This window comes from Paraburkholderia sp. BR10872 (assembly GCF_040965835.1).
In the GTDB taxonomy this organism is placed as follows: Bacteria; Pseudomonadota; Gammaproteobacteria; order Burkholderiales; family Burkholderiaceae; genus Paraburkholderia; species Paraburkholderia nodosa_A.
The window spans coordinates 1-16336 of record NZ_JBFRCN010000008.1 but is presented as its reverse complement, the minus strand read 5'-3'; the positions used below and the strand labels follow the sequence as shown (position 1 = coordinate 16336).

Annotated in this window: 14 protein-coding genes and 2 pseudogenes; 7 read left to right on the top strand and 9 right to left on the bottom strand. The window is 62.6% G+C overall.

The features are described from left to right. The first annotated feature begins 53 nt into the window (after positions 1-53). Positions 54-512, top strand: a complete 459-nt coding sequence (locus AB4Y43_RS08725) for a universal stress protein (protein WP_321924725.1) — start codon at positions 54-56, stop codon at positions 510-512. 34 nt (positions 513-546) lie between these two features. Next, positions 547-2526: an ATP-dependent zinc metalloprotease FtsH gene (gene ftsH / locus AB4Y43_RS08720; protein WP_368727526.1), complete on the top strand. Its 1980-nt coding sequence runs from the start codon at positions 547-549 to the stop codon at positions 2524-2526. On the opposite strand, the gene AB4Y43_RS08715 is transcribed toward ftsH, so the two are convergent. The 5 genes from AB4Y43_RS08715 to acs form a co-directional block, all read right to left on the bottom strand. Continuing rightward, positions 2505-3590, bottom strand: a complete 1086-nt coding sequence (locus tag AB4Y43_RS08715) for an RNA polymerase sigma factor RpoD/SigA (RefSeq protein ID WP_368727525.1) — start codon at positions 3588-3590, stop codon at positions 2505-2507. The genes ftsH and AB4Y43_RS08715 overlap by 22 nt on opposite strands. Positions 3591-3819: 229 nt before the next feature. After that, positions 3820-4260: a hypothetical protein gene (locus AB4Y43_RS08710; RefSeq protein WP_368727524.1), complete on the bottom strand. Its 441-nt coding sequence runs from the start codon at positions 4258-4260 to the stop codon at positions 3820-3822. A 51-nt stretch (positions 4261-4311) separates the two neighbouring features. Next, positions 4312-4962, bottom strand: a complete 651-nt coding sequence (locus tag AB4Y43_RS08705; RefSeq protein ID WP_368727523.1) for a nitroreductase family protein — start codon at positions 4960-4962, stop codon at positions 4312-4314. A gap of 22 nt (positions 4963-4984) precedes the next feature. Further along, positions 4985-5581 (bottom strand): acetate uptake transporter, encoded by a 597-nt coding sequence (locus AB4Y43_RS08700; RefSeq protein ID WP_368727522.1) that lies wholly within the window; start codon positions 5579-5581, stop codon positions 4985-4987. A 16-nt stretch (positions 5582-5597) separates the two neighbouring features. Further along, the gene (gene acs, locus AB4Y43_RS08695; RefSeq protein ID WP_368727521.1) at positions 5598-7574 is read right to left on the bottom strand and encodes an acetate--CoA ligase; all 1977 of its coding nucleotides are present in this window, start codon (positions 7572-7574) and stop codon (positions 5598-5600) included. Positions 7575-7816: 242 nt separating this feature from the next. Between acs and AB4Y43_RS08690 the strand changes: the two genes are divergently transcribed. Next, on the top strand, positions 7817-8272 hold the full coding sequence (locus tag AB4Y43_RS08690) for a universal stress protein (RefSeq protein ID WP_368727520.1): 456 nt from the start codon (positions 7817-7819) through the stop codon (positions 8270-8272). Positions 8273-8307: 35 nt separating this feature from the next. Here the strand turns inward: AB4Y43_RS08690 and AB4Y43_RS08685 are convergent, their stop codons facing one another. Then, positions 8308-9567: a cation:proton antiporter gene (locus AB4Y43_RS08685; protein WP_368727519.1), complete on the bottom strand. Its 1260-nt coding sequence runs from the start codon at positions 9565-9567 to the stop codon at positions 8308-8310. A 144-nt stretch (positions 9568-9711) separates the two neighbouring features. Beyond that, the gene (locus AB4Y43_RS08680; protein WP_368727518.1) at positions 9712-10362 is read right to left on the bottom strand and encodes a BON domain-containing protein; all 651 of its coding nucleotides are present in this window, start codon (positions 10360-10362) and stop codon (positions 9712-9714) included. 189 nt (positions 10363-10551) lie between these two features. Here AB4Y43_RS08680 and AB4Y43_RS08675 point away from each other — a divergent pair, with 189 nt between their 5' ends. After that, positions 10552-11580: a chemotaxis protein CheB gene (locus AB4Y43_RS08675; protein WP_368727517.1), complete on the top strand. Its 1029-nt coding sequence runs from the start codon at positions 10552-10554 to the stop codon at positions 11578-11580. Positions 11581-11709: 129 nt separating this feature from the next. Here the strand turns inward: AB4Y43_RS08675 and AB4Y43_RS08670 are convergent, their stop codons facing one another. Beyond that, the gene (locus AB4Y43_RS08670; RefSeq protein WP_368727516.1) at positions 11710-13260 is read right to left on the bottom strand and encodes a phytoene desaturase family protein; all 1551 of its coding nucleotides are present in this window, start codon (positions 13258-13260) and stop codon (positions 11710-11712) included. Positions 13261-13470: 210 nt separating this feature from the next. Next, positions 13471-13719: a hypothetical protein gene (locus AB4Y43_RS08665; RefSeq protein WP_368727515.1), complete on the bottom strand. Its 249-nt coding sequence runs from the start codon at positions 13717-13719 to the stop codon at positions 13471-13473. Positions 13720-14053: 334 nt separating this feature from the next. Between AB4Y43_RS08665 and AB4Y43_RS08660 the strand changes: the two genes are divergently transcribed. The 3 genes and pseudogenes from AB4Y43_RS08660 to AB4Y43_RS08650 form a co-directional block, all read left to right on the top strand. Then, positions 14054-14188, top strand: a complete 135-nt coding sequence (locus tag AB4Y43_RS08660; RefSeq protein WP_368727514.1) for a hypothetical protein — start codon at positions 14054-14056, stop codon at positions 14186-14188. A 69-nt stretch (positions 14189-14257) separates the two neighbouring features. Next, positions 14258-15202: pseudogene (locus tag AB4Y43_RS08655) on the top strand (histone deacetylase family protein). A 501-nt stretch (positions 15203-15703) separates the two neighbouring features. Then, positions 15704-16028 (top strand): annotated as a pseudogene (locus AB4Y43_RS08650) (biotin/lipoyl-containing protein); the annotation flags it as partial. Positions 16029-16336 lie beyond the last annotated feature (308 nt).

Genomic DNA, 16336 nt, shown 5'->3' with positions numbered 1-16336 from the left:
GATAGAGGCGCACAAATCAGATCCGCAGGGCATTGGCTCAAAAGGAGATCCCTATGTACGAAAAGATCCTGGTCGCGTACGACGGCAGCGAAACATCCAGACTGGCGCTCGCCGAGGCGTTGAAGCTCGCGGCCCTGGCCGGCGCGCAACTGCACATCGTGCATGCGCTCGATATCCTGGCGCCCGTCGGCATTGGCATGGGCATGGCCTACGTGCCGGCTGACATCATGGAAACGTACCGCGAGGCCGCCATCCAGCAGCTCGACGAGGCCGGCGCCGAAGCGGTCGCGGCTGGAGTGCGCTGCGAGACAGAGTTGATCGAAGTGCGGGACATCAACGACACCGTGGCGCAATGCCTGCAGCGCTGCGCGTCGAGCCACGGCGCGCAGTTGGTGGTGCTCGGCACGCACGGCAGGCGCGGTTTCAAACGCGCATTGCTCGGCAGCGTGGCGGAGCAGTTCGTGCGCGTGGCGCCATGCCCGGTGCTCCTCGTTCGGGGTACGGGCGAATGACGCGCGACGTATAGCAAACGGGAGCGACCGGCGCATGGAGAAGAAGTCGGACATTGCCAGCATCGCAATATTCATCGGCGTACTGGTGCTGCTCGCCGCGCAAGTGCTTTGGTTTGCGCCGGCGGCGCCGGCCATCGCCTATAGCGATTTTCAGCGCCTGCTCGCCGCGCACGAGATCGACAACCTCGTGGTCACCCCCACGCGCATTAGCGGCGAATTGCGCTCGGAGCACGCGAAGGCGAGCCTTCCCGCCTCCGACGCCGCGGCTTTCACCGCCGACAAGCCTCCCTGGCCGTTCGCGACGATACGCGTTGCCGACGAGTCGCTGCCCGCGCTTCTCGTTGCCTCGGGCGTACGTTTTCGCGGCGCGCTCGACAGCAACTGGAGTGACCTGCTGCTCGCCTGGATTGCACCGCTGGTGGTCTGTGTATTCGCGTGGCAATTTCTCATGCGGCGCGGCGGCGGCGCGCGGGATTTCATGGGAATCGGCAGAAGCCGCGCGCGGATATACGTGCAGCAGGCAACTGGCGCGACCTTCAACGACATTGCGGGTATCGACGAAGCCAAGAAGGAACTTCAGCAGATCGTTTCGTTCCTTTGTCACCCGGAGCGTTATCGCCGCCTGGGGGGAAAGATTCCCAAAGGCATCCTGATCGTCGGCGCGCCGGGAACGGGCAAGACCTTGCTTGCCAAGGCGCTCGCAGGCGAGGCCGGAGTGCCGTTCTTTTCGATCAGCGGTTCGTCGTTCGTGGAAATGTTCGTGGGCGTGGGCGCGGCGCGCGTGCGCGATCTGTTCGAGCAGGCGCAGCAGCAGGCGCCGTGCATCGTCTTCATCGACGAACTCGACGCGCTCGGCAAGGTGCGCGGTGCGAATCCCGTTTCGGGCAACGACGAGCGCGAACAGACGCTCAATCAACTGCTCGTGGAGATGGACGGCTTCCAGCCCAATGCGGGCGTCATCCTGCTTGCCGCGACCAACCGGCCTGAGACGCTCGATCCCGCGTTGCTGCGGCCGGGGCGGTTCGATCGCCATATCGCCATCGATCGGCCAGACCTGAACGGCCGGCGACAGATTCTTTCGGTCCATGCTCGCGGCGTGCCACTGGCGCCCGACGTCGATCTAGAAGAACTCGCCGCGCGCACACCCGGTTGCGTGGGCGCCGATCTCACCAACATCGTGAACGAAGCGGCGCTCCATGCCGCGGAAGCGGATCGTGCGAACGTGGGTATGGCGGACTTTGAGGAAGCCATCGACCGTGCGCTGGCGGGCTCCGAGCGCAAGAGCCGCGTCATGAACGCGCAGGAGAAAGTGACCATTGCGTACCACGAGGCAGGCCACGCCCTCGTCGCCCAGAGCCGAACGCATTGTGACCCGGTGAAGAAGGTCTCGATGATCCCGCGTGGGGTGGCGGCGCTCGGCTACACGCAGCAGGTACCCACCGAGGACCGCTATGTGCTCAGGCGCAGCGAACTGCTGGATCGGCTTGACGTGCTGATCGGCGGCAGGGTGTCGGAGGAACTCGTGTTCGGTGACGTTTCCACCGGCGCGGAAAACGACCTGGAACGGGCAACGACGATGGCGTGGCACATGGTGGCCCGCTATGGCATGAGTGAACGCGTCGGCCTCGTCAACTGCGCCGACGACGGCTCGATGCCGCCTTCACGGCTGGCAGCCGAAGGGCCGCATCCGGGCGCGCGCACGGCTCAGCTCATCGACGATGAAGTGCGTAGGCTGCTGGCGCAATCCCATGAGCGCGTGACGCGCACGCTAGCCGACCAGCGCGCCGCGCTCGACCGGATCGCGAAGCGCCTGCTCGAGCGGGAAGTGATCGAGCACGACGAACTGCTTGCGCTGATCGCGGACTCCGAGTCTGCGGACACGAGGCGGACGGTTGTACAGCCCGCGGCGACAGCGCAATTGCAGCTTGAACCCAGCAGCACATCGGCCGCGACCGAACTCGCTGCGAAGCCGTCACGAGAAGCGCATCCGAGTCAGTGTTCGGCTTCGAGATAGTCGTGCGCGGCGCGCATGCGCTCTGACGCGCGCAATGCGTCTAGCGCCCGCTTTTCAATACGTCGCACCTGCTCGCGCGAGATGCCTGTGCTTTGGGCGATTTCCTCGTACGTTTGCGGCTCGCCATCGCCGATGCCGAAACGCAGACGCACGATGTTTGCCTCAGCGGGAGGCATCGCTTCGATGAGCGTCTTCACGAACTCACACATACGCGCGCGTGCGAGCGCTTCCATCAGCGTCGGCGCGTTGTCGGGAATGAGATCGATCAGTCCGGTTTCCCCGTCCGGCAGCACGATATCCAGCGAAGCTGGCTCGACGGGAAGCGCCAGCAGGCTGCGCACCTTAGGCTCGGCCATACCGAGGGTGGCAGCCACTTCTTCTGGGGAGGCGTCGCGCCCTGTCTGTTCGCGGATACGCTCGCGCGTACGCCAGACGCGCACGAACTCGTCGCTCACGTGGACGGGCAGGCGGATCGTGCGCGAGCGCTCGGCTATGGCGCGCGCCACGGCCTGACGCATCCACCACGTCGCATAAGTGGAAAATTTGAATCCGCGCCGGTACTCGAACTTCTCGATTGCGCGCATCAAGCCGAGACTGCCTTCCTGAACGAGATCGGCAAGGTCCATGCCGCGATTCTCGTAGCGGCGCGCGATGGAATACACGAGCCGCATATTGGCCTCGAACATCTTGCGCGTTGCCGACCGTAACCGGCGCAAGTCTGCGCTCATTTCGCAAAGGCGTTCGCTCGCTTCGACATCCACCGTTGCCTTGCCGGCGTGTGCGACGAACGCATCGCAGGCAGCCTCGATGGCGCCCGCGGGCCATTCATGGATCTCCTGCAGCGCCGCTGCCTCTGCGCGCTCGCCGGTTGCGAGAACGCCAATAGCCTCAGGGCAGGATTCGAGCACGTGCAGCAAGTCCTGGCGGCTTGATTCGATTTCACGCGCGAGGTCGATTTCCTGTTCTCGCGACAATAGCGGCACCGCCGTCATCCGCGCACGGAAGAGGCCGAGCGTGTCGTCGGCCACGCGAATATCCTGCGGGCCCGCATCGATTTCGAGCATAGGCTCGCCCCGCCCCTTGCGGGCGCGGGGTGGTGACTGATGGCGTTTCGTCTTCATGGCGCTGGCGGGTCCATCCGCATGGGTGAAACGCGAGCACCGGCTGCCCGCGCATTCCGGCGGGCTTCATTGCACGAATACCTTTCGCTACGGACCGCCTTGCGATGGCGATCTTGGGGCGAACGCCTGCGATTCAACCGGCCACGCAAGGGTTTTTTGCGTCGCCAGTCGTTCAACGCCCGGCGCTGGAGACGAGCTGGAGCGTGGGCAGTTCGCCCCATCCAAGCGGCGCGTAGACCATTCCCCCTGATAGCTCGACTAGCTCCGTGAACCGCTGCAGCGTTACGCCGGCCATGATGTGAATAGTGGGGCCGCCAAGGTAGCTCTCGGTACGTAGCCACGACGCCAGCTTCGAATTGATCTCCTGCACGCTGTACGGATGGCCGTGCTCTCCCTCTTCAGGGCCAAGGAGCGGACCGTCGAATCCGACCTTGAGAATCTGGTCGGGTTCATCTGAGTAGGGCAAGCCGGACTCGCGCATATAGGGCGCGCGTTCCCAGTGCTCGCCCCATTGGTGATCGAGCGGGATGCGCGTGAACCACGCCCATGGCTTGCGGACGTAACAAAGCCGGTAAGCGCTTTGCACGGCGCTCAAATCGACGCGTGTGAACATCGTTGCTTCCTTTACCGGCTTGCGCCGCTACCACCTGGTCCAGACGGCGGATCAATGCGCTGCTGGCATGCCGACTGTCTGTGCGAGCAGGGGCGTCTCGTCCTCGTTCAGGCGCAGCGCGTCGGCGAGCAGCCTGTGGTTGATCCAGCCTCGCACGACGGTAGCGAGTCCTTCGGATGCGCAGTAGAGCGAAACGTTCTGGCAAATCGCCCCGGCGGCAATGGCAGCGAAAAGCTCGCGCTGTTGCGGCGGTGTATCGAGCACCTGCGATCCGCGCAGCACGTACACGAGGTCGAGCGGCGCCTTGCTCACGAAGTCCTGGTAGCCGGTCATGTTGCGTGCATCGGCGCGATGCTTGAGCACGAGATGGTGAAGCGCCGGCTCGTAGCGATAGACACCGTGGGCAAGCGCGACGTAAATGTCGATGTCGTGAAAGCCATGCGCGGACGGCGCGGTGTGGCCGCCGGTCTCGGGGCGGTTGACGCCGTTGGCAGCCCAGAGCAGTTCGCCGAGCGTATCGAGCGCGATCGGCGTATCCGCATAGATGCGTGTGCTCTTGCGTCGCGCGAGAGCCGTCATCAGCGGCGCGCCCGCGTCGGAGCGAGCGCGCGGCAGGGCGATGAATTCGGCCGACTCGGCGCTCGCCGGGGCGAGCGGCAGCAACGGTGCCGGTTCGTAGTCGATACGTTGAAGCTCTGTCATGATGTTCTCCAGACACTCAAGGTCAGGCGGTGCGGGCACCGGCAAGATCGTCGGCATTCGCGCTGGTGGGCGCGCCGGTCGGCAGCACGCTGCGGCCGTGGGTTTCGTTGATGATTTCCGCCGCAGAGAGGTAGAACGCGACGAGCGCTGTGAACAGCCCGGCGTAGCCGCCCGCGTGGTGGATCAGAGCCGATCCGGTCCATTCGCTCGCAGCCAGCAGGAAGAATGTGATCCACAGAGCGACGAACAAGAGTTGCAGGGCCCGCGAGGCGCGCCAGGTGGCGATCCACATGTAAAACGTGAAAACGCCCCAGAGCAGCAGATACCAGCCGACGAAAGCGGGCACGACATGCTCGTGCAGGTACATGAGATAGAGCGCCAGCGACCACCAGAAGGCGCCATAAGCGATGAATGCCGTGGCACCGAATGTGTTGCCGCGCGGAATTTCGATGAGTCCGGCTATCGCCTGCGCGCTGCCGCCGAACGCCAGGGCGCAGGCGAGCACGAGCCCTAGCGCGTCGCCGCCGAACCATCCGGCGTTGATCATGCTGAGCAGCCACGTGGTGAGGGCGAATCCGGCAAGGCCGAGCGATGCGGGGTTGGGTGCGGAAGTTTTCATGATGAACGTCTCCTGATCAAGCAGCCTTGCTGAACTGTGTGATGACGCCGGGGTTTTCGACAGTCGAGGTATCCTGCGTGATCTCCTCGCCCTTTGCGACCGAGCGCAGCAGGCGGCGCACGACCTTGCCGGAACGCGTCTTCGGCATGGCGTCGCCGAAGCGGATTTCCCGCGGCTTGGCGATCGGGCCGATTTCGTGACCGATCCACGTGCGCAGTGCTTCGGCAATGTGTTTAGCCTCTTCGCCGATGGGGCGTTCGCCTTTGAGCACAACGAAGGCAACAATCGCCTCGCCCGTGGTTGCGTCGGGACGGCCAACCACGGCAGCTTCGGCAACCTGCGGGTGAGCAGCGAGCGCGGATTCGATTTCCATCGTGCCCATGCGGTGGCCGGAGACATTGAGCACATCGTCCACGCGGCCCGTGATCGTGAAATAACCAGTTTGCGCGTCGCGAATCGCGCCGTCGCCGGCGAGATAGAGCTTGCCGCCGAGTTCTTCCGGGAAGTAACCGGCGCGATAGCGCGCGGGGTTGCCCCAGATCGTGCGCAGCATGGAGGGCCAGGGCCGCTTGATGACGAGCAGGCCGCCATTGCCGTTCGGCACGTCATGCCCGGACTCGTCGACGATGGCCGCTTCGATGCCCGGTAGCGGCAGCGTGCATGAACCGGCGACGAGCGGCGTGACGCCCGGAAGTGGTGCGATCATGTGACCGCCCGTTTCGGTTTGCCAGAACGTGTCGAGAACGGGGCAGTGGCCGCCGCCCACTTGCGCCGCGAACCAGCGCCAGGCCTCAGGGTTGATCGGCTCGCCCACGGTGCCGAGCAGGCGCAACGAACTCAAGTCATACCGTGACGGGTGGACGGCGGGCTCGTTGTCCGCGGCCTTGATAAGCGAGCGAATGGCAGTCGGCGCGGTGTAGAAGATCGAAACCTTGTGGCGCTCGATCATCTGCCAGAAGCGGCCGGCGTCCGGCCAGGTCGGTATGCCCTCGAAAATCACCTGCGTCGCGCCGGCGGCCGTTGGGCCATAGCAGATGTAGCTATGCCCCGTGATCCAGCCGATGTCGGCCGTGCACCAGAATACGTCGGACGCCCGGATATCGAACGTCCACTTCATGGTGAGGGCCGCCCACAGCAGATACCCGCCCGTGCTGTGCTGCACGCCCTTGGGAGTGCCCGTCGAGCCGGATGTGTAAAGGATGAAGAGCGGATGCTCCGCGTCGACCCACTCGGGCTCGCACTCGGCGGGCTGCGCTTCTTCCAGTTCATGGAGCCAGACGTCACGCAGCGAATTCCACAGAATCGAGCCGCCTGTGCGGCGATAGACGATCACGGTATGGACGTTTTCGGCACCGCCCATTGCGAGGGCTTCGTCCGCAATGCTCTTGAGCGGCAGATGGCGGCCGCCGCGCACCTGCTCGTCGGCGGTGATGAGCACACACGCGCCGACGTCGGCCATGCGTTCATGCAGCGACTTGGCGGAGAACCCGCCGAACACGACCGAATGCGGCGCACCGATGCGCGCGCACGCCTGCATGGCGACCACGCCCTCAATCGACATGGGCAGATAGATCATCACGCGGTCGCCACGCCGTACGCCGCGAGCGCGTAGCGCGTTCGCGACGCGGCACACGCGCGCATGCAGTTGCGCATACGTGAGCGTCGTGACCTGGCCGTCGTCCGCCTCGAAAATCAGCGCGGTGCGCTCGCCGCCACCGTTCGCGAGATGGCGGTCGAGGCAGTTGTACGAGGCGTTGATCAGTCCGTCGTCGAACCACTTGAAGAACGGTGCGTTCGACGCGTCGAGCGCGCGTGTGAACGGGCGCTTCCAGTCCAGGTACTCGCGCGCGAGACGGGCCCAGTACGAATCGGGGTCGCGTCGCGCTTCTTCGACGAGCGCGCGATAGGCGGCCATGCCGTCGATGGCGGCGCCCTTTAACAGCGGGATCTGAGATGGGGCGGTGCCAGTGGGCGTTGCTTCGGGTTGGGTCATAGTCTCCTCGCATGCGCAAATCGATTGCCGTCACGACGTAACGTCACGTCTCGTGCGGCTTCAGTCTCATGCCCAGGCATCGGATGACGATTGACTCAGATCAACCAAAATATGGGGTACGCGAAAGCGGGCATTGCCTCGCTTTGTCTGCGCAACCAATTGATGAAGATCAGTCGATATTGAGGACCGCTGCGTATGTTGACTGAGTCGTCATGACATGAAGGACGCAGGGAGATCGCCAAATGACAAAGCCTGTTTGTCGGAAGATTCTGCTGGCCGTGGACGGTAGCGATTGCGCCCGGCGCGCCACACGGGAAGCCGTGGCGCTTGCGGCGCTTGCTCACGCACGCGTGCATGCCGTGTACGTCGTGCACAAATGGGGGCTTGCGCCATACGCCGGCTATTACGACCCGGAAGCGCTAGGCAAGGTACTGCATGAGGACGGTCGTCTCGCGCTCGACGAGGTACGGCGGGCGATGACCGCCGGGCAAGTCCCATGCTCAGTCGAAATCTGCGAGACGTCTGGAAAATCCGACTCGATCGCGCAGTGTCTGGAACGCTGCGCAAAAATGCAGGAAGCCGATCTGGTGGCGATGGGCACACACGGCAGGCGCGGCGTGAGCAGGGCAGTGCTGGGCAGCGTGGCCGAAGAGTTCCTTCGAATCTCGACCTGTCCGGTGCTGCTCGTGCGTGGCTAGCTTTGTCGCGTTGACGCGGCGAACCAGGCCATCGCCTATTCGATATTCGCGGCGCTCGCGCGCTCGGCGCCGACCGTCTCGCGTTCGGGCGCATCTTCGCCCAGAGCGGCTACAGCACGACTGTACCGGTTGATGGCGGGCAGTGCGGTGAGTCCGTGAGCGAAGATGCTCAGCAGCACCGTTGCCATGACGACCAGCTTGATGGTCTGCTCTCCCGGCAGGGTAGTTTCGCCCTCCAGATAGACGAGTCCAAGAACGATCGACGCGAGCCCCCGTGGGCCGAACCAGCCCATGAACCACACCGTGGGCGAACTGAGGTGCGTACCCTTCAACGCGAGCGCCACGGGAATCATGCGGATCAGCGTGAGACTCAGAACCGCATACGCGGCGATAGCGAAATCGAACTGCCTCCAGACGCGCGTGATGAGCAGTCCGAAGAGGAAGAAGACGAAGTAGTTGAACAGTTGCCCCCAATCCTCCGTGAATTCGATGCTGTGTTTGCCGATTTCGCTGAAGCCTGCCTGGGTCGCCAGCCCGGCGACGAAGGCGGCAATGAACATGCTCGCGCCGGTGGCCTCGGAGATGAGAACGCAGGCGAAGGGAAGAGCGACGACACCAAGCTGCGTGAGCGGTATGGCCATCCATTCCTTGCGGCGTGCAAGACCGAGCAGCCAGCCGCCAATCAGGCCGACGCCCAGCCCCACGAGCGCTCCATAACCGAGCTGCTCCATCAGGAAACGCGCCAGCACCGACCCGCCCGCGCCACGCTCGCGAGCCTCGGCCAACGCGATGAAGAACATGAGGAAAGGAACCGAGAGGCCGTCGTTCAGGCCTGCCTCCACGTTCAGCGCCTGACGAATGCGCCGCGGCACGCGCGGGCTGCTGACGACGGCCTGACCGAGCCCGGCGTCGGTCGGCGCCAAAATGGCGGCGAGAATGCCCGCTTCCCACCAGGTCAGCGACCGCACCACCACCATCGCGCCCAGAATGCCAAGCGCAATGGTCAGGAGCATGCCACCGCTTAGCAGGCGAACCGGCAGATTGGCCTCACCTTTGAGCATTTGCGGCCGCACGCGGGAAGCGTCCGTGAACAACGTCATCACGAGGCCCACTTCGGCGATCAGGAGCAGATCTTTCCGGTCCAGTGCAAGTTCGGCCAGTGCTTCATGCGAGAACGACATGAGCGCGCCAAGCGCCGTGAACAGGATAGGTGCGGTGATTACGGTGCGCTCGAATCGCCGGGACGCGAGACTGTAGATGAAGACGAGCGCGACGAATGCGGCGAAGAGCGTCATCTGTGCAACCTCGGTAGCGAAAGCGGGCAGGTTTACCGCTTGATGAACGTTGACCCTTGCCCGTATGACACTGCCAACCTGTGTCCCTTCAGTTGATGCAGGTCAATGCTGCCGGTCTTCTGAGCCGAAATCCCACGCCCGCAATCACGCAACGTCGAGCTGTTCGACCACCCATCTCACCCCACTAGTCGTCCACGCGGCGTTGCAAGCTTCCTCCTTTTCCGCGATGCCGCTGACCGTGCCAGTCAGGCGCACGACACCATCTCGATCCTGGACGCGGATTGCGGCTGCCGTCGACTCTCCACGGCTTGAAAGGGCGGCTGCGATCTGTGCGTGCACATTGCTCTCCAGCGGATGATTGCGCACCGTCACACGGTTAATCACGTCAGCCACGCCGCGCATTTGGCTTACGGTTGCTTCGGCAGCATCGCGTTGACTCGCGCACTCCACTTCACCGTCGAGCGTTACGCAGCTGCGTTCGACCACTGCACGCACTGCATCGCGCGGCAGATCAGCCTGCCAGTTCAGCGCTAACGACACTGCACTCGCGAGTTCCTCGTCGTTGTCAGGCATCGGCGCAGGCGACCGAACGACAAGCTGCACGACTACCGACCCACCGCCCAGCAAACGCTGCGCCACTCGCTGCGCAGCAAGCCTTTGCGCGCAGCTTTTGACCGATCCATGCAGCGTCGCAACGTTCTGGTTAACAGTTACCTCTATGTACCTTCCATCGACGGATGTATCCCAGAGTAATTCCTGTTCGATCCTGTGCTGAATATCTCGGTCGGTTTTCATGTCGGCTCACTTCGAGCGAAGGGTGGTTACGCGCCGAATTTTCCCACTGTAGATATCCCGACAATTGATGTGGCTCAATTGCCGCAAGGTTATTAGTCGTCGTTGCCACCACGAACAACTGACCCAAGTCAAATATAAGCGCGAGTTCCAAGGCCATTGTCTGGGGGTCATCAGGGAAACGAGCCAATCATGAACGGGCGAATCATTGTCATTGGTGCATCGTATGGTGGCATCGAGGCGCTCTCATTGCTGATCGGGCAGCTGCCCCCCACCTTTCCGGCGCCTGTGTTTATCGTCCAGCATCTCGGTGCCGGAAGTACGGGAGTTCTGCCGCGCATCCTCGCTCGGGCCAGTTCGTTGCCGGTTGCTCATCCCCAGCACTGCGAGCTGATTCAGCCAGGCAGGATCTACGTCGCACCTCCAGACCGACATATGCTGGTCCATCGAGGCTATGTCGCGCTGTGCAACGGCCCTCGTGAAAACCGGTTTCGTCCGGCTGTCGATCCCCTGTTTCGCTCTGCAGCTCTGGCCTATGGGCCTGCTGTGGTCGGTGTGGTATTGACTGGGTACCTCGATGACGGCACAGCGGGGTTGATGGCCATTAAGGACCAGCACGGGACTGCTGTCGTGCAGAACCCACTGGAAGCGATTGCACCGTCGATGCCCAACAGCGCGCTGGCCAGTGTGTCCGTTGATCACCGCTGCAACCTGGCCGAAATGGGAGCACTTCTCATCATGCTTGCCAATGATGATCCCGCCATGGTCGCTGCGGGTTCTCGTGATGAGCTTGTCGGTGCCGAGGTCAGCCTGGCGGAGGGTAACCTCGCCCCGGATGTCTGGTCGAAGTTCGAAACCATGGCTATGCCGGGTGGCCTGAACTGTCCCGATTGCCAGAGCGCGCTCTTCATGCTGCGTGACCGGCGTGTGATTCGTTTCAGATGTCGGGCAGGGCATGCATTTTCGGCGCAGTCGCTTCTTTGCGCACAACTGGAATCGAGGGAGAGCAAGCTTGGCGCGTTGTTGGGTGATCTTTCAGAGGAGGTGGCCTTGGCGCGGCTCCTTCTGGATTCCCCCCTCGCGCAGACAGGGAACCTCTGCGTCGCCCTGAAAGCCCGCATTCAGCAAGCAGAACACAGGGCGGCAAAGGTGAATGAATGGTTGCAAGGGAATTCGGCAATTGAGCCGCAGCCTGGGCGAATGGCGCTTTCCGTCCCCTAGGCGCGTGGGATCGCCGGCATGCAAGGAAGTCTTGATCGAGGCGAAATAGGGCGAGGCTGCACCGCGACGATGCGATGCTGTAGTCCGCGATGAAGAAATCGACGCCCCTTCCTCCTGGTGAAGGCGTGTTTATCGGAGGTGTGTATAGATCTGGTGTGCAATCGAGGCAGCCGCAAGCACACCTCCCATCATCGCTCCTGTCACGCCGGGGCTCGTGACGTCTTGACCTGTGAGGAAGAGGCGCGGAACGGGTGTCCGGACATTCAGGCTCTCCGAAAGAAATCTGCGCGGACTGACTTCGAGCCCGTAGCTCGCGCCACGGTGCGCTCCCGAATATGCCGCCATCGTCAACGGTGTGGAGACTTCGTGAAACACCACCATCGGCGCCAGTTCCGGGAAATGGCGTGCGAACTGTGCGAGCAGTCGCTGCCCGATGGCTGACTTGAATGCCGTGTATTCCTCCGGCCTCTCTTTCAGCGTGGAGTGAGACCAGCGCATGAACGGCTCCCAATCGATTATCACCACGACTTCGGCGGTGTGCCGGCGGGAGTCATTGCGAGCCTGCGCGGGATCCTTCATCGAGGGAAAAGAGACGAACAGAGCGGGAGCAGGCGTCAGCTCATTCGGCGCGCGCCACGTGCCATGATTGATCTCCCAACTTTCGTGAAACCAGTGGTTCGACGCCGATGCCCCATGCACGCCGATGTCGCCGTCGAGTCCAAGGTACAGCGTTACGTGGCAGACCGAGGGCTCGAAGGACAGTATTTCTTGCGCCCATGCGCTGCGCCGAAGTTCTTCCGGCAGTAAGCCGACGGTATTGCGGGCGCCGATATCAGAGAAGATCGTCGGTGCCTGTAGCACCGTTCCATCTTCGATCCGCACGCCCGTTGCCGCTCCGTCTTCGATCTCCAACGCTTGGACTCGGGTATCGACCCGGACTGCGCCGCCGGCCTCTTCGATAGCGGGGATGAGGGTCTCGGCGAAAACTTTTGCTCCGCCCACGGGGTACCAGGCGCCATTCAGGTAATGGTTCATGACCACTGCATGCAATCCGAAGCTCGTAACGGACGGCTCCATGCCACCGTAGTCACCCTGTTGCGCAAGGAGCACCGCACGAAGTCGCGCGTCGCTAACGAGAGCGTCGAGTACGTCGACGGTGGTGCGGCCCCACCACTTGAGAATATCGCGCTTGTGCCAAAGGCCATAAACATCGCCTAGAAATCCCGATAATGCTCTGCGCGTGAACAGCGCCTTGCCTGCGTGGACGGCCTCGCCGAGTGCGTCGAAAAACGCATCGATCTGCGCTGCGGAATCGGGGAAGCGCGATTTCAGCTCCTGCTCGAGCGCCGCGCGCGGGCGTCTGAAGGGGACGGTGAAGTTCCCGGGGAAGTGGACGATATCGTAGGCATCGCCCAGCGGCGCGAACTCGATGGCACGGCCAGTCAGCCAGTCGATGACGCCGCGGGCCTCGCCTTGCGGCCCCATCTCCCCGAGATAGTGGAGACCTACGTCCCAGCGGAAGCCGTCGCGGCTGAACGACTGCGTGAGACCGCCGGCGACATGCTGCCGCTCGAGCACGAGCACGGCTTTGCCGTATTTCGCGAGAGCGGCGGCACAAGCCAGGCCGCCGATGCCCGAGCCAATCACGATCGCGTCGAAGCGATTGGGGTCTGATGACATGTTCACCTCCGCTTCCGAGCCGTTGGCAAGGTGTACCGCGGGCTCTCAAGCCAGTAACTCGGAAGCTACGTCGGATGCGCGCTGAAACTGTTGATCAATGTCAAAATCCAGCGCTACGTCCGGGACGGATGCGGCGTCGAAGGGGGGCTTCGAGACGAGATGTTGACGCTGTGGTCCAGGCAACCAGGCGTTCGCGCTCGCGACGGCGGGTTAATGAGCAATGAGCCGATGGCACATTGCGGGCGCTGTCCGTGCGGGCGGAAACACACACCAGGAGCCGTCGTCGTGCCGGAAGAAGACTATCGAGAGCGGGCCGCTCGAAGTGCCGCCTTCGATCCGCACAAAACGGCAATGGGTGGCAAAAAGGCGTCCCACCTGCGCGACACGTGCGGGCGCCGAAAAGGTGGGTGCAAGCCACTTGTCGACGAGTGATCGAAGGGTAACCTCGTTGCCGTTCATCGCTTGCTCCTGGTTCCGGACGGACTGCGTCGAAGAGCCACACCTCAAGTCCGTGAACCCATTATTGTTTGCGAGCCAGGGAAGTGAAATCAGCGCGGACTGAAAGTGCCGTAGTCGTACGAGCGAGGCTGTAGGGATTCCCCTACACGCCGCCGCGCTGAAGCGACGGAAAGCGCAGAAGATCCGGCGCTGCCGCAACGCAAGACAGTCCCATTCGAAGCCCCGCATTCGCCTTCGCGCCGACCTCGATTGATACACATCAAGCGTGCGCTTGCGGAGGCGTTGCAAATTCAATGGCAATCAATGCATTGCCTTGACAGGCGGGAGATGTCAGATGCTGGTCGACTACTACAACGCATGGGCGCGACGCGACGCACAGCACGGTCTGAAGGCGCCGCAGTACCGGCGCGTCTCTGGCCTCGGCGCCGTCGAAGACATTCGCGCGCGCATCTTCGAGGCACTGGGGTAAGCCCGAGACTTCCGGTCAGTCTACCGTCTCGCATTCGTCTCGCAGCAAGTTCTCGTTCGGAGCAGCGTTATGTTTGCAGCCTACATCTCCCACCCCGATTGCGAGCGGCACGAAATGGGATCCATGCATCCCGAGTCGCCGGACCGCATTAGCGCCATCCACGACATGCTGCTGATGAAAGGGCTCCTGGGCTGCATGTGGAGCTACGATGCGCCGCTCGCCACCGAGCAGCAACTCGCCCAGGTGCATTCCATCGCGTAAATCCGTAACCTGGTAGGCATGACGCCGATCGAAGGGTATGTGCACGTGGACCCCGACACCAGCATGAATCCCTGCACCTATATCGCTGCATTGCGTGCAGCCGGGGCCGCAGTGCTCGCAGCCGATCTGGTGATCGGCGGTAAGTGCGACTCGGCATTCTGCAACGTGCGGCCCCCGGGGCACCACGCTGAGAGCGCCGCGGCCGGAGGGTTCTGCTTCTTCAACAATGTTGCTGTGGGTATACGCCATGCGTTGAATGTGCACGGACTCTCGCGCGTAGCGTTGATCGATTTCGACGTCCACCACGCGAACGGCAGCGAAGAGATTTTTTATGCCGACGAGCGCGTCCTCATGTGCTCGATCTTCGGGGATCAGCTTTATCCGTATTCGGGGCACGTCGCTCGGGGCAGCAACATGGTGAACGTGCCGCTGCCGCCACGCTCCGGCGGTGAAGCGCTTCAGGCGGCCGTCGTCGACAAGTGGCTGCCCGCGCTGAACGCGTTCAAGCCGGAGATGATCTTCATTTCGGCAGGGTTCGACGGGCACCGCGAGGACGAGATGGGAAACCTGTGCCTTACGGAACGCGACTACGCGTGGGTCACGCAACGTATTGTCGAAGTTGCCCGGCAACACGCCGCCGGGCGAGTCGTTTCGTGCCTCGAAGGCGGATATGAACTGTCGTCTCTAGCGCGAAGCGCTGCCGCGCATGTGAAGGTCTTGGCAGGCGTGGATGTCGAACTTCAGTGCAGCTGATTCACGTGCGAGCGCTTGCGAAGCGGCTCTGCCATTCTGGCGACGCTATGCTGCACGACGGCTTGCCATTTTCGCAACGGACACTTCTTGAAACTCTCCTTAGTCGTAACCTCCATGCATACATAAACTTGAGGCGCTGATTTCGGACAGGTCTGTTCGTAAAGCAACAGTGCCATATCTGGAGACGGCTACCATGAGAGTTGTGATACCAGCCATTGTTGCGGCAGTTGTGTTTGCAACTGCTCTAGTGGCTGTGTTCTCACAGGAGAACCAAGCCGTCACCGATGGGCAGGTCCGTGCTGATCTGTTTCCGGTCGAAGATGCTAGCTTGAACCCGTCGAAGGGTAGTGACCCATACTGGTTGCGAAATACGGTGCGATAAACGTTGGCGACGTGGTGAGCGGCTCATTTGATGCGTGAGGGTTCGCGACGCCGAAGGATTCCGGCCGATTTATGGCGTTGTTTCCCGGTTAGCGCGACGTAGATCAGATCGTGTCCGGCGGCCAATCGCGCACGGCCACTGTCGAGCAGCGCAGCACCGCGCTGGCATAGGCGGTGCGCAGGGGCCGCGCGGTGACCGATCCGGAAAATCCGCTGCATGTCGCCGCGCCGATACCACTCGGTGGTGGCCATGACGGTCCAAACCGGGCAACGCGGGTCCGCGGGTTGCACGCTGATCGCCCTCGAGGCGATGAAAATGGAGACGCATTTCGCGGCTGACCGCGATTGCGTGATCGCCACCGTGCATGTCCAGGCAGGCGATCGTGTTGCCGCGAAGGATCTGCACATCGAACTACAAGTGGCAAGCGCGCCTGAGGGGTCGTGAATTTCCGTTGGGGGTGCCGCAAATGCTGTGTGCACACCTGACGGACGTCGGGGCTGGGAAGGAGGATGTTTCGGGCGGGCGGGTTTGCGCTTGTGGCCGGCTTTGTTCGGTCTATCGAATTTTACATAAAAGAAATGATCGCATTCAGTGGTTGTACGGGCTAAGTTGTAGTGTCCGCTTTGGGGGTGCGGCGGAATTCTTGGACTATTAGGAGCTGGCCCATGTATTCATACGAAGAACGCATCCGAGCGGTCAAACTCTACTTGAAGCTTGGAAAGCGCCTCACCGCGACGGTTCGTCAGTTGGGC

Excerpts from the sequence above, each read along its gene's own strand:
- AB4Y43_RS08725 (WP_321924725.1), top strand. The coding sequence starts at position 54 with ATGTACGAAAAGATCCTGGTCGCGTACGACGGCAGCGAAACATCCAGA.
- ftsH (WP_368727526.1), top strand. The coding sequence starts at position 547 with ATGGAGAAGAAGTCGGACATTGCCAGCATCGCAATATTCATCGGCGTA.
- AB4Y43_RS08715 (WP_368727525.1), bottom strand. The coding sequence starts at position 3,590 with ATGCTCGAAATCGATGCGGGCCCGCAGGATATTCGCGTGGCCGACGAC.
- AB4Y43_RS08710 (WP_368727524.1), bottom strand. The coding sequence starts at position 4,260 with ATGTTCACACGCGTCGATTTGAGCGCCGTGCAAAGCGCTTACCGGCTT.
- AB4Y43_RS08705 (WP_368727523.1), bottom strand. The coding sequence starts at position 4,962 with ATGACAGAGCTTCAACGTATCGACTACGAACCGGCACCGTTGCTGCCG.
- AB4Y43_RS08700 (WP_368727522.1), bottom strand. The coding sequence starts at position 5,581 with ATGAAAACTTCCGCACCCAACCCCGCATCGCTCGGCCTTGCCGGATTC.
- acs (WP_368727521.1), bottom strand. The coding sequence starts at position 7,574 with ATGACCCAACCCGAAGCAACGCCCACTGGCACCGCCCCATCTCAGATC.
- AB4Y43_RS08690 (WP_368727520.1), top strand. The coding sequence starts at position 7,817 with ATGACAAAGCCTGTTTGTCGGAAGATTCTGCTGGCCGTGGACGGTAGC.
- AB4Y43_RS08685 (WP_368727519.1), bottom strand. The coding sequence starts at position 9,567 with ATGACGCTCTTCGCCGCATTCGTCGCGCTCGTCTTCATCTACAGTCTC.
- AB4Y43_RS08680 (WP_368727518.1), bottom strand. The coding sequence starts at position 10,362 with ATGAAAACCGACCGAGATATTCAGCACAGGATCGAACAGGAATTACTC.
- AB4Y43_RS08675 (WP_368727517.1), top strand. The coding sequence starts at position 10,552 with ATGAACGGGCGAATCATTGTCATTGGTGCATCGTATGGTGGCATCGAG.
- AB4Y43_RS08670 (WP_368727516.1), bottom strand. The coding sequence starts at position 13,260 with ATGTCATCAGACCCCAATCGCTTCGACGCGATCGTGATTGGCTCGGGC.
- AB4Y43_RS08665 (WP_368727515.1), bottom strand. The coding sequence starts at position 13,719 with ATGAACGGCAACGAGGTTACCCTTCGATCACTCGTCGACAAGTGGCTT.
- AB4Y43_RS08660 (WP_368727514.1), top strand. The coding sequence starts at position 14,054 with ATGCTGGTCGACTACTACAACGCATGGGCGCGACGCGACGCACAGCAC.